The 15,954-nt window shown below is 74.2% G+C and carries 12 protein-coding genes; 4 read left to right on the top strand and 8 right to left on the bottom strand.

What is annotated here, in order from left to right:
- Positions 1-8: 8 nt before the first annotated feature.
- Both DTL70_RS31255 and DTL70_RS31250 read right to left on the bottom strand, forming a co-directional pair.
- Complete coding sequence (locus DTL70_RS31255) at positions 9-1,511, bottom strand: M28 family peptidase (RefSeq protein ID WP_114025390.1); 1,503 nt, start codon at positions 1,509-1,511, stop codon at positions 9-11.
- Positions 1,512-1,684: 173 nt separating this feature from the next.
- On the bottom strand, positions 1,685-2,884 hold the full coding sequence (locus tag DTL70_RS31250) for a cytochrome P450 (RefSeq protein ID WP_114025389.1): 1,200 nt from the start codon (positions 2,882-2,884) through the stop codon (positions 1,685-1,687).
- Between the two features lie 573 nt (positions 2,885-3,457).
- Between DTL70_RS31250 and DTL70_RS31245 the strand changes: the two genes are divergently transcribed.
- Positions 3,458-4,006 (top strand): helix-turn-helix domain-containing protein, encoded by a 549-nt coding sequence (locus DTL70_RS31245; protein ID WP_181861151.1) that lies wholly within the window; start codon positions 3,458-3,460, stop codon positions 4,004-4,006.
- Between the two features lie 124 nt (positions 4,007-4,130).
- On the opposite strand, the gene DTL70_RS31240 is transcribed toward DTL70_RS31245, so the two are convergent.
- The 3 genes from DTL70_RS31240 to dhaK all read right to left on the bottom strand — a co-directional run bounded on the left by DTL70_RS31240 (position 4,131) and on the right by dhaK (position 6,439).
- Positions 4,131-4,547 (bottom strand): PTS-dependent dihydroxyacetone kinase phosphotransferase subunit DhaM, encoded by a 417-nt coding sequence (locus DTL70_RS31240; protein WP_114025387.1) that lies wholly within the window; start codon positions 4,545-4,547, stop codon positions 4,131-4,133.
- A gap of 2 nt (positions 4,548-4,549) precedes the next feature.
- Positions 4,550-5,146, bottom strand: a complete 597-nt coding sequence (gene dhaL, locus DTL70_RS31235) for a dihydroxyacetone kinase subunit DhaL (protein WP_114025489.1) — start codon at positions 5,144-5,146, stop codon at positions 4,550-4,552.
- 300 nt (positions 5,147-5,446) lie between these two features.
- A complete protein-coding gene (gene dhaK / locus DTL70_RS31230; RefSeq protein ID WP_114025386.1) occupies positions 5,447-6,439 on the bottom strand; it encodes a dihydroxyacetone kinase subunit DhaK in 993 nt (330 codons plus the stop codon).
- 250 nt (positions 6,440-6,689) lie between these two features.
- Between dhaK and DTL70_RS31225 the strand changes: the two genes are divergently transcribed.
- Positions 6,690-7,691 carry an adenosine deaminase gene (locus tag DTL70_RS31225; RefSeq protein WP_114025488.1) on the top strand — a complete coding sequence of 334 codons (1,002 nt, stop codon included), beginning with the start codon at positions 6,690-6,692 and terminating at the stop codon, positions 7,689-7,691.
- A 14-nt stretch (positions 7,692-7,705) separates the two neighbouring features.
- Here DTL70_RS31225 and DTL70_RS31220 read toward each other — a convergent pair whose 3' ends face one another.
- Positions 7,706-8,608, bottom strand: a complete 903-nt coding sequence (locus DTL70_RS31220; RefSeq protein WP_114025385.1) for an alpha/beta fold hydrolase — start codon at positions 8,606-8,608, stop codon at positions 7,706-7,708.
- A gap of 192 nt (positions 8,609-8,800) precedes the next feature.
- Between DTL70_RS31220 and DTL70_RS31215 the strand changes: the two genes are divergently transcribed.
- Positions 8,801-10,879, top strand: a complete 2,079-nt coding sequence (locus DTL70_RS31215; RefSeq protein ID WP_245980169.1) for an AfsR/SARP family transcriptional regulator — start codon at positions 8,801-8,803, stop codon at positions 10,877-10,879.
- A gap of 91 nt (positions 10,880-10,970) precedes the next feature.
- Entirely contained in the window at positions 10,971-13,100 is a 2,130-nt protein-coding gene (locus tag DTL70_RS31210; protein ID WP_114025383.1) for an ATP-binding protein, read from the top strand.
- On the opposite strand, the gene DTL70_RS31205 is transcribed toward DTL70_RS31210, so the two are convergent.
- Together DTL70_RS31205 and DTL70_RS31200 are read right to left on the bottom strand one after the other, a co-directional pair.
- Positions 13,027-14,820 carry a hypothetical protein gene (locus DTL70_RS31205; protein WP_114025382.1) on the bottom strand — a complete coding sequence of 598 codons (1,794 nt, stop codon included), beginning with the start codon at positions 14,818-14,820 and terminating at the stop codon, positions 13,027-13,029. The two genes, DTL70_RS31210 and DTL70_RS31205, sit on opposite strands and share 74 nt — an antisense overlap.
- 182 nt (positions 14,821-15,002) lie before the next feature.
- A complete protein-coding gene (locus DTL70_RS31200; protein WP_114025381.1) occupies positions 15,003-15,908 on the bottom strand; it encodes a helix-turn-helix transcriptional regulator in 906 nt (301 codons plus the stop codon).
- Positions 15,909-15,954 lie beyond the last annotated feature (46 nt).

Here is a 15,954-nt window from a genome sequence, read left to right as displayed (position 1 = left end):
CGGGTGGGTCAGGGCCCTGCCCTGCGTACGGCTCGGACCGCGTCGTCGTCCGTGGCCAGCCGGGCGGTGACCCAGGCCAGCGCGGGGGCGTTGCGGTCGAGGTCCTGGCGGTCGATCGCGGACAGCCGGTCGCACGGCTGGTGATAGCAGGGGTCGAACATCTGCCCGGCGGTGCCGCCGAAGAGTCTCTGCTGTGCCGCCGTCTTCACCCCCAGGTTGCCCCCGTCGATGCCGCCGACCGGAAGCCCCGCTTCCTGGAAGACCAGGTGGTCGGAGCCGATGGCGCCCGGGTCCTGGCGCTCGAAGGGCAGTCCGTGCCGGGTGAAGTACCCGGCGAACAGTTCGGCGAGTTCGTGGCTGCCGCCCGACCCCGTGTCCCACACGAACCGCCCGGAGTTGGAGGGCGCCAGCAGCTCGCCGTTGAGGACGGCCGCGATCCTGCCGCGCTCGGCGGGGGAGAGGTGGTCCACGTAGTACCCGGAGCCGACGTCGATGATCTCCTCCGCGCCCCACCACATGAACCTGACCTTGTTGCGCACCGCGTCCTGGTGCGGTGCCATCGCCAGCGCCGTCTGCAGGACGGTCGCGGCCGTCGAGCCGTTGTCGTTGATGCCGGGGGCCTCGGGGACGCTGTCCAGGTGCCCGCCCAGCACGACCACGTCGTCGGGGTCGCCGCCGCGGGTCTCGGCGATGAGGTTGACCGTCTCACGCTCCACGTTCCGCGCCCGCAGGGTCAGGCGCACCCGTGCCCCGGGCCGCGCCGCCGCCTGCCGGGCCAGCCGCTCCCCGTCGGTCTGCGAGACCATGCCCATGGGGATGCGGAAATCCTCCGGATCGATGGCCATGAGGCGGTAGTTGTTCCGCGGTGACGGCGTCGGGTAGTACATCACCACAGCGCGTGCACCGGCCCGAGCGGCGACCTGCTGCTGGTGCGCGTACCCGCAGGCGTTCCTGGCCAGGACGACGACGGAGCCGCGGACGGCCACCCCCTCGTAGTCGCCGGGCTCGCAGCCGGTTCTGCCCTCGGGCAGGGCGACGGCCCGCGCGTTGACGCCGTGCGCGGCGGTCGAGGGAGTGAACCGGGTCATCAGCACGGGCACGTCGCGGGGCCCGCCGTGGCCCGCCCGCACGGACAGCCGCTCGCTCGTGACGTCGAAGTCGGTGTAGGGGACCTTTTGCCGCCGCACCGCGTACCCCGCGTCCTCCAACCGCCCGGCGACGTACCGCACCGAACGCGTGAACCCGGGCCGGTTGTAGCCGCGGTCGCCGCCGCTGGCGTCCGCGATCCGCTGGAAGGCCCGCAGGTGGCGGAACACGACACGGCCGCGCACCTGTGAGGCCAGCCGGTCGGCCGTCAGCGCGCGCGACGCGGCGGCGCGTGCCGGTCCTTCCCCGGCGGGCGCGGTCGCGGCGCCGGCCGCCGTCTGCTGGCCGGCCAGGCAGGTCAGCGTCAGCGCGGCTGCCGCCGTCAGTCTCAGCACCCGGCGCGGCGGGCGGGAAGAGGTACGCACAGGAAGTCCCTTCGAGCGATGACCCGCGACGGCGGGCGGGGGACCGGCCGCGCACGGGCGACGGCCGGTTTGGGCTCCTGACCGGGGAAGGGCAGGGCCCGGGCATGTGCCGGGTCAGCGCTCCGGGTCCGGGGCCGGGCCGGGGAGGCCGCGAGGGTCGGTCGCGGGCACGGTCACGGGCCGGTGTCGCGTACACGGACGGGGAGCGTCCGCAGTCCCCGCAGGGTCGCGGTCGGCTCGTACTCGGCCGTGCCGGACGGGACGAATCCGAGGCGCGCCGCACGCAGCGCCACGAGCACGGCGCGCAGTTGCAGCGTGGCCAGGCCCGCGCCCAGGCAGGCGTGCGCGCCCCGGCCGAAGGCCAGGTGCTGCCCCCTGCGGCGGCCGAGGTCGACGGTGTCCGGGTCGGGGAAGACGTCCGGGTCGCGGTTGGCGGCGCCCAGCAGCAGCACCAGCACCTCACCGCGCCCAATCCGCTGCCCGGCCACCTCGCCGTCCCGCACGCACACCCGGGCGTCCGCCTGCACCGGGCCCTCCAGCCGCAGCAGTTCGTCCACCAGCGTGTCGAGCCGCCCCTCGGCGGCCGCGCGTTCCGGCAGCGCCTGCTCGCCCGTCACCAGGCGGGCGAGCGCGTTGCCCAGCAGACGGCTGACCGACTCGTACCCCGCGTGCAGCACGGCGCGCAGCGAGTTGGCCAGCACGGCCTGCGAGACCTCGGGCGTGCGCGCACGGGCCGCCCGCACGGCTCCGACGAAGCCGCTCTCCTCGGCCGTCTCCAGCCATGTGCCGACCATGCGGCTCAGCTCTTGTCTGGCCTTGATGCCGGGCTCGGCGCGCGAGGGGTCGAGACCGGCGTCCATGCTGCGGACGATGGCGTTCGACATCTCCTCGAACCAGGGCCCGTCGGGGGAGGCGACGCCCAGGAAGTCGCACATCGTGTGCAGGGCGAGGGGGCGGGCGACCTCGCTGACGAGATCGACCGGGCGGTCCGTGCCGCGTACGGCGGCCAGCCGTTGCGCGGCGAGCCGCGCTGCGGTGTCGGTCACCGCCGTGTGCGAGCGGGTGTGCAGCGCGGAGACGAGCAGGTGCCGGATCGCTCCGTGGGCGGGCGGGTCGAGGGACTGCACGCTCAGCAGGGCCTCGGGGATCTCCTCTCCGACCCTGCGGAAGTCCGAGCCGAAGGAGGCCGAATCGCCGAGAACCGCACGGCACTCGGCGTGCCCGGTGAGGACCCAGGAGTCGAGCTGCCCGTGCCAGTAGACGCGCTGATGCTCGCGCAGCCGCCGGTAGAAGGGGTGCGGTGCGGCGATGACCTCGGGCGCCAGTGGGTCGTAGCGGGTGTCCCGCTGTCGGTGCGCCGCGGCTCCCGTCATGGTCTGCCTCTCTCGCCGGTGCGGTTCTCGGAGTGCGCCTTGCGGGGGCGCCGTTCGCGGCCACGCGTTCTCACGCGTGGCCGCGGTGACGTGATGTCATCAGTGGACGTAGCGCATGGCACTCTCCTTTCCGTGAAGGGGTGTCAGCAACGCCGTGGACACAGGAGTCGACGGCGCGTTCATGAGGGCCCCGGTATTTCGGGGCGGGCGGAATTCATCCGGAAACGGGGGCGCCGTTCCTCCCGGGTGACGCCTGCACATCCATGGCGGTGGCGGTGCTCACTCGTTGAAAGAAAAGCATTCCGCGCATCCCGCCTTCCCTGCTGGTGCGGTGGCGGCCGGAAGTCGACCGTCGTCACCCTCCGACAGCGATTGCGTTCCGCGCAAGGGGCGGCACGTCGAAAAACGCCACTTTTCCACCGGTGGAAAAGTGAACGACGTATTCCGCCGTGACGTACGGGGGCCGGTCCGGAACAGTGAATGCGGAACGGGCGAGCGGGGCACGCACATATTCGGCAAGCCGCTCGACAGGACGCGACTGCAAAGGTGTGTACCTATGGAGATACGGGTGGAGTGCAGACCACGCAGCAGACGGAGACCGGGGCGTACGTCGTGAGCGCCGCACGGGCCTTCGCGTTACTGGCAGCTCTCGCGGAACTGGAGGAAGAGGAGCCGGGCGCCCACCGGCTGGGCGTCATCGCCCGCCGCGCGGGTCTGAGCCCCTCCCAGACGAACAAGCTCCTCGCCCAGGCCGAGGAGCACGGGCTGGTTCGCCGGACCGGCTACGGCCGCTACGCGTTGTCCCCGAAAGCGGCGGCGACGGACGCGGCGGCACGCCCCGCGACGGCGGGTCCGTCGGCGCGGCCCGCGGGACATCCGGCGGCACGCCCCTCGGCGAGCCCGGCGGCACGGTCCGCAACGGGTACGGCGCGCCCTCCGGCGGCGATGCCGGTGACGCCGGCAGTGCGCAGGGCGAGGGCGCTGACGGCGGGAGGGGCGAAGGCGTCGGTGACAGGGCGGGGATCCGGGCCGGCGGCCGCGCGGGAGCGGCCGGCCCCGGCCCCCGTGGAGGGCGCTGCCTGCGCCCGGACAGCCCCCGTGTTCACGGTCCCGGCACGGTGACGCGCACGAGAGGGTGAGAGGTGGCCCGGGCCGGACATCGGCGCGGGACGGCGCGGCGCGGGCGCCCGAGCGGACACCCGCGCCCGCCTCACCGCTTGGGGGTAAGCCCGCTCGGGGGTAAGCCTCACACCTTGCGGTAGGTGTACGCCTCCTCGGCCGCCGCTGCCACCGCGGCGAGGTCGCCGCCGCCCGCGGCCGTCACCACGGCGCCGATCGCCCCCTCTACCAGCGGGGCGTCCAGTAGCCGGGCCGGGTCGGGCAGTTCGTCGCCCTCGGCCAGCAGCGTCTTGACCGTCAGCACGGCGCTGCCCAGGTCGGCGAGGAGCGCGACGCCCGCCCCCGCGTCCACGCGCCGGGCCGCCTCGGTGATCACCTCTTCGCTCGTGCCCAGACCGCCGTCCGGCAGGCCGCCCGCGCCGGTGACGGGCGCGTCGGGCACCCCGGCGAGAGCGGCGGCCATCGAGGCCACCGCGTCGGCGACCTGCTTGCTGTGGGAGACCAGCACGATCCCCACCCGGGCTCCGTCGTTCGCGTCCGCCATGCTCATGCGCTCCCTTCCGCTTCGCCGCCCGCTTCGGCGAGCGCCGCCATCAGCAGCGCCGCGGAGGCGGCTCCCGGGTCCTGGTGGCCGATGCTCCGCTCGCCCAGGTAGCTGGCGCGCCCCTTGCGCGCCTGGAGCCCAGTGGTTTCCTCCGCGCCCTTCTCGGCCGCCGTCCGGGCCGCTCGCAGATCCTTGCCGCCACTGTCCGCCAGCGCGTCGGCGGCCGGCCTGAGCGCGTCCAGCATCGTCTTGTCGCCCGCGGCGGCGCCGCCCAGCTGGGCCACCGCGTCGATGCCCGCGCTCAGCGCCCCGGCCAGCTCCTCGCCCGTCACCACCTCCGCGTCCCCGAGCGTCTTGCCCGTACGGCGCAGCAGTGTCCCGTACAGCGGGCCCGACGCGCCGCCGACCGTCGAGACGAGCTTGCGGCCGGCCGTCATCAGCACCGAGCCCGGCGTCGCGGGCACGCCCTCGTCCAGCTCACTGCGGACCGCTTCGAACCCGCGGCGCATGTTGCCGCCGTGGTCGGCGTCGCCGATGGCCGAGTCCAGCTCCGTCAGCCGGTCGGCCTCGCGGTCGACCGCGTCCGCCGCGGCCCGCATCCAGCGCGCGAAGAAGGCGGCGTCCCAGCCCTCCGCGCTCCCGCCGGTGCCCTCGCCGGCGCCGTTCGTCACCTTGCCGCTCACCACTGTCCCTTCGCCGCTGTCCCGGTTTCTCTCGTGCTGCCACGTGCGGGGCGTACCGCGCCCGGCGGCGACGGCGGCGCGCCCTGCCCCGCACGCGGCACCTCGGCCGCGCCGGAATCCCGCGGTACCGGACCGGTACCGGATGCGGTACGGATCCCGGCGGGCCAGGACCGCCCCGCGACGGTGTCCCCCCTCACCGCCGCTGCGCGCTCCTGCTCAGACGCCCCACCGCAGCCCCGGGGTGCGCACAGGCGCGTCCCACAGCCGCAGCAGCTCCTCGTCGGCCGGGCACAGCGTCACGGAGGCGCCTGCCATGTCGAGCGAGGTCACATAGTTGCCGACGAGGGTACGGGCGACCGGAACCCGCCGCTCGGCCAGGACCCGGTGCACCTCGCCGCAGAAGCCGTACAGCTCCAGCAGCGGCGTCGCCCCCATGCCGTTGACCAGCGCCAGCACCGGCTGATCGGAGGGCAGCTCCTCCAGCACGGCGTCAACGGCCGCCTGAGCGATCTCACCCGAGGTCATCATCGCGCGCCGCTCCCGGCCCGGCTCCCCGTGGATGCCGACGCCCAGCTCCAGCTCGCCCGGCGGCAGCTCGAACATGGGCCCGCCCTTCGACGGGGTGCTGCAGGCGCTCAACGCCACCCCGAAACTGCGCGACGACTCCGCCACGCGACGCGCGGTGTCCGCGACCCGCTCCAGCGGCGCGCCCTCGGCGGCGAGCGCCCCGGCGATCTTCTCCACGAACAGGGTCGCGCCGGTGCCCCGGCGCCCGGCCGTGTGGGTGCTGTCGGTGACGGCGACATCGTCTTGGACCAGCACCTTGGCGAGCCGCACGCCCTCGTCCTCGGCGAGCTCGGCCGCCATGTCGAAGTTCAGGACGTCGCCGGTGTAGTTCTTGACGACGAACAGCACGCCCTCGCCGCTGTCCACGGCCGCCGCGGCGGCGACCATCTGGTCGGGGACGGGAGAGGTGAAGACCTCGCCCGGGCACGCGGCGTCCAGCATCCCCGGCCCGACGAAACCTCCGTGCAGCGGCTCGTGACCCGAGCCGCCTCCCGAGACGAGCGCCACCTTTCCGGCCACGGGCGCGTCCCGGCGGACCACGATCCGCCTGTCCACATCGACCGTCAGCTCCGGATGCGCCGCCGCCATCCCCCGCAGCGCGTCGGGGACCACGGTCTCGGGCACGTTGATCAGCATTCGCATGTGTACCTCCGGGCGAGACTAGCAGCCACGCCGGCGAGCCGCGGCCGCGAAGTGCGCGCGCCCCGGGGGAGCCGTGTACGTCATGGGCACGCTGCCGAGTGCCGACCCGGAGCGGTGGTGCCAGGCGGGCCGGGACCTCGCGCGGGCGCCGTGGACGGGCCCACCGCGCCCCGTGGGCCCGTCCACGGCGCGCGGCACCCGGGGAACCGCGCACGACCTCACCGGAGCCGAACCGATAGGCTTCCACGCCATGGCAGCACCGATCCCCAAAGCAGAACTGCACCTCCACATCGAGGGCACCCTCGAACCCGAGCTCGCTTTCACCCTCGCCGAGCGCAACGGGCTGACTCTCCCCTTCGCCTCGCAGGACGACCTGCGGGCCGCCTACTCCTTTCAGGACCTCCAGTCCTTCCTGAACCTCTACTACGCGCTGATGACGGTGCTGCGCACGGAGGACGACTTCGCCGACCTGGCCGACGCCTACCTCGCCCGCGCCCGTGAGCAGGGCGTACGCCACGCGGAGATCTTCTTCGACCCGCAGGCGCACACCGCGCGCGGCGTGGCTGTGGGCACCGTGATCCGCGGGCTCGCGCGGGCGCTGGACGCGGCGCAGGACAAGTACGGCATCACCACGCGGCTGATCATGTGCTTCCTGCGCGACGAGAGCGCCGACTCCGCGCTGCGCACCTTCGAGGAAGCGCGCCCGCATCTTCAGCGCATCACCGCGGTCGGCCTGGACTCGGCGGAGGTCGGCAACCCGCCCGCGAAGTTCCGCGAGGTGTTCGAGCTGGCGCGGGAGGCGGGCCTCAAGCGTGTGGCACACGCCGGGGAGGAGGGCCCGCCCGCGGGCGTGTGGGAGGCCCTGGACGTGCTGGGTGTGGACCGCGTGGACCACGGGGTGCGCAGCATGGAGGATCCGGAACTGGTGGCGCGGCTGGCCGCCGACCGGGTGCCGCTGACGGTGTGCCCCCTGTCGAACCTGCGGCTGCGCGTCGTCGACCGCCTCGCCGACCACCCGCTGCCCGCGATGCTCGACGCGGGCCTGATGGTCACCGTCAACTCCGACGACCCCTCCTACTTCGGCGGCTACGCCGAGGACAACTTCACCGCCGTGCGCGAGGCGCTCGGGCTGGACGAGGAGACGCTGCGCACCCTGGCCCGCAACTCCTTCCGGGCCTCCTTCCTCGACGAGACGACGCGGGAGGCCTACCTCAAGGAGGTCGACGCCCACGTCTTCCGACGCGAGCCGTAAGGACGGAGCCGCTCCTAACGGGCCAGCAGCTCCCGCAGGGCCTCGCTGATGTCCCGCGGCGCTTCCTCGGCCATGAAGTGGCCGCAGGAGACGGTGGAGTGCCGCAGGTCGGGTGCCCAGGCTCGCCACAGGGCGGCGGCTTCGTAACCGAGCGCCGCGCCCCAGTCCTGCTGCAGCACGGACACCGGCATGGTCAACTGCCGCCCCGCGGCGCGGTCGGCCCGGTCGTGCTCGACATCGATGCCCGCCGAGGCGCGGTAGTCCGCCACGATGGAGGGCACCGCCTTCGCGCAGGCGGCCAGGTAGGCGGCGCGGATGTCGGCGGGTAGGGCGTCGGGGTCGTTGGCCCAGATGTCGAGGAAGTGCGAGAAGAAGGTGTCGGCGGCTGCCTCGATCATGCGCTCGGGCAGGCCGGGGGGCTGGGCCATGAGGTAGAGGTGGAAGCCGACGGCCGCCGTGGTGCCGTGCAGGGCCTCCCACATGTCCAGGGTGGGCAGGACGTCGAGGCAGGCCAGGTGGGTGACGGCGGCCGGATGGTCGAGCCCGGCCCGGAAGGCCACGAGTGCCCCGCGGTCGTGGCCTGCCAGGGCGAAGCGGTCGTGCCCCAGGGCGTGCGCGAGCGCGACGACGTCGGCCGCCATGGTGCGCTTGGAGTAGGTCTCGCCGTCCTCCTCCGGCGGTTTGTCGCTGTCGCCGTAGCCGCGCAGGTCGGGGCAGATGACGGTGTGGTCGGCGGCCAGGTCCGCGGCGACGTGCCGCCACATCAGGTGGGTCTGCGGAAACCCGTGCAGGAGAACGACCGGCGAGCCCGCCCCTCCGACCGCCGCCCGGAGCGTGACGCCGTCCGCCACCCGGATGCGGCGGTACGCGAAGCCGGGGATCCGGGGGTCGGTCCCGGAAGGTGTGCGTGCTGTCATGACTGTCCTCACTGTTGTCACTGCCATTACTGCCGTCACTGCCGTCACTGCCGTCACTTGTTTCGGCCGTACCGGCCCTCTCGTCGTGTCGCCGCTCAGCGGGGTCGCCTGCGGCAGCACCGAAGGCGGGGGCTTCGGCCTCGCCGTCCCGCGCTTCGCGTCTCCACCCTGCGGGCCGTGGATGAGCAACCGATGAGCACGTATACGTTGGGGGCGGCGAGTGGTACGGGAGAACGGGACGCCGGAGTGCGGGTGCGATACGGAGTTCTGGGCGCGGTCGCGGCCTGGAGCCCGGACGGTGAGGCCCTGGCCCTCAAAGGGCCGCGGCACCGGGCCGTCCTGGCCCGCCTGATCGTCGCCCGCCGGCAGGTCGTGACGGTGACGCGGCTGGTGGAGGACCTGTGGGACAGCCCGCCCGACGACGCCGTGGGCGCGGTGCGCACCTTCGTCTCCGCGCTGCGGCGGGCCCTGGAACCCGAGCGGCCGCCCCGCAGCCCCTCCCGGCTGCTGGTCACGGAGGGCTCCGGCTACGCGCTGCGCGCCGCGCCCGACGACGTCGACGCCTGGCGGTTCGAACAGTCCGTTGCCTCCCTCACCGACGCGCAGCCCGCGCAGGTGGCGGACCGCCTCACCGAAGCACTCGGCTGGTGGCGGGGCCCCGCCTACGCCGACTTCGGCGACGCGCCGTGGGCGCGCGGGGAGCGGGCCCGGCTCACCGAGCTGCGCCTCCACGCCCTCGAACGCCGCGCCGAGGCCCGCATCGCGCTGGGGGAGGCCGCGCGGGCCGTGCCGGACCTGGACGCCCACGTGGCGGAGCACCCGTGGCGCGAGGACGCCTGGCAGCTGCTCGCGCGGGCCCTGTACCGCACCGGCAGGCAGGCCGACGCGCTGTCCGTGCTGCGCAGGGCCCGCGGCACACTCACCGAACAGCTCGGCGTGGACCCCGGCCCCCGGCTGCGCCGCCTGGAGGAGGACATCCTGCGCCAGGCGGAACACCTGGACCAGAGCGCCGCCGGCACGGCGGCCCAGGTGTGGGCGCAGGCCACCACCGCCTACGAGAGCAACGTCTCGGCGCGCTCCCGGGTCCACCTGGAGTCCACCGTCGGCCTCATGCGGGACCTGGCCGTCACCGGGGGCGGGGGACTGGAGTCGGCCCGGCACCACCGTGTCGCCGCGGTGGCCGCCGCCGAAGAGATGGGCGATCCCGAACTGACGGCACGCGTCATCGGCGTCTTCGACGTGCCCGCGATCTGGACCCGCGCGGACGACCCCGAACAGTCGCGGTGGCTGGTGGGCGCGGCGGAGCGGACCCTGCGCCTGCTTCCGCCCGCCGCCCGCGACCCCTCGGGGCACTCGTCACCAGCGGCCGACGAGCACGCCGCGGCGCGCTGCCGGCTGCTGGCCACCGTCGCCGTGGAGTCGCGGGGAGCGTTGCCCGGCGGGGAAGCCACCCGGGGGACGACGGCGCGCCCGCTCCAGGCGGCCCGGCAGGCCGAGGAGATTGCCCGGAGCCTCGACGACGCGGCGCTGCTCGCCTTCGCCCTCAACGGCACGTTCATGCAGACCTTCCACCGCGCCGGACTGGCGGCACGGCGGGACGCGATCGGCGCCGAGGTGGTGGACCTCGCCGCGCGCCACGGGCTGGCGCGGTACGAGGTGCTCGGCCACCTCATCCGCCTCCAGTCCAGGTGCGCCCGCCGCGACCTGGCGGGAGCCGACCGGCACGCCGCCGCGGCCGACGCGCTGGCCGCACGGCACGAACTCCCGCTCGTCGCCGTCCTCACCACCTGGTACAGGGCGCTGCGGACTGCCATGACCGGGGCGCCCGAGTCGGCCCGGCACGCCTACGAGCAGGCCGCCGCGTGTCTCGACGGCGCGGGCATGCCGGGGTTGCGCGACGGCCTGCCGCCCCTCGCCCTGCTGAGCGTGCAGATCGCGCACGGCGAGCCGCTCACCGTGGACGAGGCGGCCGACTGGGGCCCGTACGAACCCTGGGTGCGCCCCGCACTGCTCGTGGCCCAGGGGCGCAGGGAGGAGGCCGGCGCGGCGCTGCGCGCGATGCCCCCACCGCCGCGTGACCTCCTGTTCGAGGCGATGTGGTGCCTCGTCGGCGACGCCGCGGCGGCGGTGGGCGAAAGCGCCGTCACGCGGCGGGCCCTGGCCCAGCTGGCGCCGGCCGCCGGGGAACAGGCCGGCGCGGGCAGCGGCCTGCTCACCTTCGGGCCCGTCGCCGACCACCTGCGCGTCATGGCCGCGGCCCTGGAGAGCTGACCGACCCTTCCCCGCAGGGGAGTTCGGACTGTCTCGGTGCGCGACCGGGCCGATACAGTCGGTCCGGTACCGGACTCAGGGGAGGGCTGGCGTGTTCGAGGTCGTCACGGTGGGGGCGCTCGCGGCGTTCTTCGGCGCGGTGGGAAACGGCGCCGCCGGGGAGTTGGGCAAACGGCTGCTCCTGTCGACCGGCGCACAGGTGCGCCGCACCCTGGGGTGGGGAGCGCCGCTGCCGGACACCGAGGAGGAGCGCGAGGACCTCGCCTGCCGCGTGCACATCCGGGTGAGCGCGGACCGTCGGCAGGCGGACGAGTGGGCACTGCTGCTGCGGAGCCTGCCGCGGGACGCGGCCGAGCTGCGCCCTGGCGCGGGACTGCCGCCCGCCACGCGCCACTTCACCGACCGCGAGAGCGTGGTCAGGCAGCTGCAGCGGGAGGCGAGGCGGGCCGCCGGAGGCCGTCCGCGCGTGGCGCTGCTGCACGGGCCCCCGGGGATCGGCACCAGCGCGGTGGCCCTGCACTGGGGAGCCGGCCAGGCCGACCGGTTCCCCGACGGGCAGTTCTACGTGGACCTCCGCGACGGCGCCGGGGAGCACCGCGTGGCACCGGCCGCCGTGCTGGGGCGCCTGCTGGAGCGCATGGGCGTGGAGCCCGACCGGATGCCGCCCACAGGCGAGGCCCGAGAGGAGCTCTACAGAAGCCTGACGGCGGGACGCCGGGCGCTGGTGGTGATCGACCACGCCTGCACGGCGGCCCAGGTCCGCGCACTGATCCCCGCGACGCCTGAGGTCTTCCTGCTGGTCGTCTCCTCGGGCCCGGCCTTCGCGCTGGAGGCGGAACGCGTCGCCGTACCCCCGCTGACGGACCGGGACGCGGTGAAGCTGCTGCGGCGGGTGGCGGGCCAGGAGCCGGTGACGCGGGCCAAGCGGCACATGCCGGCGTTGCTGGACCACTGCGCGGGCAACGCCTACGCACTCAAGGTCGCGGCGACGCGTCTGCTCACCGAAGAAGCCCCCCTCCCCGACGACGCGGAGGAGACCATGGAACGTTCCGTACACCCTGTACGCGGGCTGGTGCACGCCGCGTCGCGCCGCCTGCGCCCGGAGACGGCCCGGCTGTGCCGACTGGTCTGCCTGGGCGACTGGCCGGAGATCGACGCCCAACTGGCCGGCTGGGCCGCGCAGGTCGCGCCCGACGAGGCGGCCCGCATGCTCGACGAGGCCGCCGAGGCACAGCTGGCGGAGCCCACCGCGGAGGGCCGCTACCGGTTCAGGCCCGAGGTGCGGCGCGCGCTGGCCGACGCGGCGGGCTCGCAGGAGACCGTTCCGGTGTGCGTGGCCGCGGTCTCCCGCGTGGTCCAGGGCCTGCTGAACAGGGCGCTGCACGGCGCCCACGCGGCACTGCCGCAGAGCTGGCGTGTCGAGCCGGCACCCGCGGAGGGGACCGCGTACGCCGACGAGGCCGACGGCATGACGGCACTGCTGGCCGACCGCGCGAACGTGCTCAGGGCGGTCTTCGTGGCGCAGGAGTACCAACAGACCGATACCGCGCTGCGACTGGCCCGCGCGCTGTGGCCGCTCCAGCTGAAGGCCGGGCACTTCGACGACGTGCTGCCCGCCCTCCGGTTCGCCGCGGGCTGCGCGGAGCAGCACAGTCCGCGCTCCCGCATCACCGGCGCGCTGCACTTCCAACTCGCCCACTGCCTCGGCGAACTGCGGTACCACGACGAGGCGGACGGCGAGATCGAGGCGGCCCTCGCGTGCGAGCGCGCCGTGGGGCATCTGCGGGGCGAGGCCTCGGCGGTGGAACTGCGGGGCCTGCTGCGGCTGGCGTCGTGGCGGTGGGAGGAGGCGTTCGAGTGCTTCACCGAGGCCGAGCGCCTCTACCGGCTCATCACGCCGGGACAGGAGGGCGCAGCAGACGTTCCCCGCGCGCTCGCCCTGGCCACGCGCCACCAGGGGAGGGCGCTGCGCGGCATGCGCGAGTTCGCCCGCTCCCGCGCCCGGCTGGTCAGCGCACGGGACTTCTTCGCGGAAGCAGGCGAGGCCTACAACCACGCCCGCGCTCTCACCGACCTCGCGGAAACGCTGCACGACGAGGGCGACCAGGCCGGGGCGCTGGAGGCCATCGCCGAGGCCGAGCGGCTGCTCACACCGGAAAAGGCCACGACGCACCTGCGGTATCTGGCGGATCTGCGGCGGCGCTGCGAGGGCGCGCCGTAGCCGGTCTGACCCGCACCGGGTGCGACAGCGCGGCGGTGCGCACCCGCAGCGTCGTGCCGTCGGGCGGCAGTGAGCCGCCACTCGCCAGCCACGCGTACAGCGCCGAGGCGTACGCGGCCGGATCGGCGTCCGCTCCGTCCTCGGCGGACAGGTCGAGCAGACCGCATTCCCTGGTGCGCACGGTGCACGAGTCGGGCCCGGTCACGAAGCCGGCCAGCGCGCAGTGCGGATGCCGGCGCAGCACCTGCGCGCTCCACCGGCCGGGACCACCCAGGCGGGGATCGTCGGCTCCGCCTTCCCGCACGATCACGTCGGCCACCTCCAGGTCACCCGGGTCCCGGGTGTCCTCGTGGACGGCCAGATGCGTCTCGCCGAAAGTGTGGGCGTGGTACGGCTGGTCCGTCGAACGTTCGAGGTGCACGTCGCGCCCCTCGACCCGCGTGCGCACGTGCAGGGGCGCCGTGCGGTGGGGCGGCGCGTACGGTGGCAGTGGCAGCGGCTCCAGCAGGGCGGGCGCGCCGGGCTCCGGCAGCTCCATCAGGGTGTAGAAGCGGCGGCGCAGCGCGGCGGCCGAGGCGCCGGGCGCCGAACTGGTGTGTTCGGCCGGACCGCTGAACGGCCTGTGGTCCGCCAGCAGTTTCTCCAACTGGTCGGGCAGCTCACGGCGCGGATCCAGCCGGGGAGCCTCCCGTATGAACTCCGCGAGCGGGGCCTCGGGGTCCAGCCTGTCGTCGTTCGCGGACGCCAGCAGCACGGGCACGCCGAGCGCGGCCGAGTAGTAGGTGACCGCGCCGAAGTCCCCCAGCACCACGTCCGCCGCCAGCAGCGCCTGCCGCCACGCGTGCACGGGGTCGATCAGAGTGAGCCCGCCGCGTCGCGCCCGGTCCAGCCAGGCGCGGATCTGGCCCGGACCGTGTCCGTACCAGATGTTCGGGTGCAGCACCGCGGCGACCCGGTACTCGTCGGCAGGCAGTTCCGCCGCGAGACGGGGCAGCAGGTCGGGCAGCAGGTCCTGGCCACCGCCGTTGCCGAAGAACCCCTCGGGGTTCCACGTGGAGTTGAGCACGAGAAGGCGCTGTCCGTCGCGCACCCCCAGCGCGCGGCGGAACCGGTCCCGGTAGGGGCGGCCGGCCAGCATGCGGTCGAAGCAGGGGTCTCCGGCGAGGACGGCGGCCGGGGCCGCTTCCGGACACGTCCGGCGCAGCCGCTCGACCTGTTCCGGGTGGGACAGCACCAGAGCGTCCACGAACGGCTCGCCCTCCGCGAGCAACCACTCCCGGGACAACCCGAACGTCGGCTCCCGGCTCCCGGCACCCGGCACCCGGCACCCGGCACCCGGCACCGCCAGTTTTTTAGTATATCCGACACCGTGTGACAGTACGGCCAACTTGCCCTGAAGCAACTCGATCTGACCACCGAAACTGGAGGAGACGGCCAAATCCACCGGGGTTGTCAACGCCTGACTCCAGGGCAGCACGGGCAGGCCCAGCTCGGCGAACAGTTCACGGGTACCTGCCTGGTAGGCGGAGGACTCCGTCGAGGTGACCAGCAACTGCAGCCGGAAGTCGTCGTGGAACAGCGGCAGCACGTCCAGCAGCCGGCCCGCCGAGGTGACGTTGTGCACCACGAGAAGTACCCGCCGCTCGGTGCTCCGGCTGGTCCAGCGCTCGGCGTCCCGCCCCACGGGCACCCGTATCGTCGGCGTGTCAGCTGCTCCCACGCGTCACCCTCGCTTCCCCTCCGCGCCGTACGGCCGCACCGGCCCAGCGGATCACCCTAACGAGAGGCCCTGCCGACGGACGCGTCGGTGCACACGTCCGTCCGGCTCGGCTCCAGTGCCCTGGCTCGGACACCAGCCCCGAGGCAGCGGAGCGATGACGTCCTCGCCGGGGGACACGCGGGTCAGCGCCGCGTCCCGGATTCCGCGGCGGACAACCTCTCCGGTGCCACGTCCTCCGTGACGCTCAGCTCCTGGGTTCCCACGACGGACAGCAGTTCCAGCTGCTCGGCGCCCGGGCTTCCGGGCGCAGCGGTGAACCACAGCAGGCGTTGGCGTCCGTCCTCGCTGAGGAGGTTGTAGCAGTCGAGTGCGATGACGCCGAGCATGGGGTGGACGATCCTCTTGTGGTCCATGCGGCGCACCGCGACGTCGTGAGTGTTCCAGAGAGCTGCGAACTCCTGGCTGCGGCGGCGTAGCACGGCGACCATCCGCGTGACCTCCGCGTCCCGGCCACGCCGGGCGGCCGCTGCCTGGAGGTCGGCCACGAACACCCGGGAGTGCCGCGGGTGGTCCTCGGGCGGGTAGATCTCACGGGCCCGCGGGTCGGTGAACCAGCGGTACACGAAGCTCGCCGAGCGGCCGCGGTGTGCCGGGGACTTGCCGAGCAGGGCCAAGGCCAGGTCGTTCTCCACCAGGGTTTCGTGCAGGTCGGTGATGACGCGCGCGGGCGTGCGGGACAGCCGGTCCAGGAGCCCGAGGAGCGCGGGCTGCACATGTGCCGAGGGTCCGTGTACGGACGGGGGGACCGGCCGTTCGGCCAGGTGGAACAGGTGGTCGCGCTCGTCGCCGTTCAGGCGCAGAGCTCGGGCGAGCGCGGCCAGGGTCTGGGCCGACGGCTGCGCCCCGTTCTTCGTGCTGCCGCGTTCCAGCTCGGTGTAGTAGTCGGCTGACAGCCCCGCCAGCTGGGCGACTTCCTCGCGGCGCAGCCCGGGGACGCGCCGGCGCGGGCCTTGGGGGAGACCGACTTCGGCGGGACGGACGCGGTCGCGGCGTGTCCTGAGGAAGGCGCCGAGTTCTGGAAGGTTCACCCGTCCATGGTCGCTCGTGTGCCGCAGCCCAGCCAGGGGGTGGCAT

The organism is Streptomyces diacarni, assembly GCF_003323715.1.
GTDB classification, from domain to species: domain Bacteria; phylum Actinomycetota; class Actinomycetes; order Streptomycetales; family Streptomycetaceae; genus Streptomyces; species Streptomyces diacarni.
Note: the sequence above shows the minus strand (reverse complement) of the source record. Positions and strands in the feature narration are given on the sequence as shown.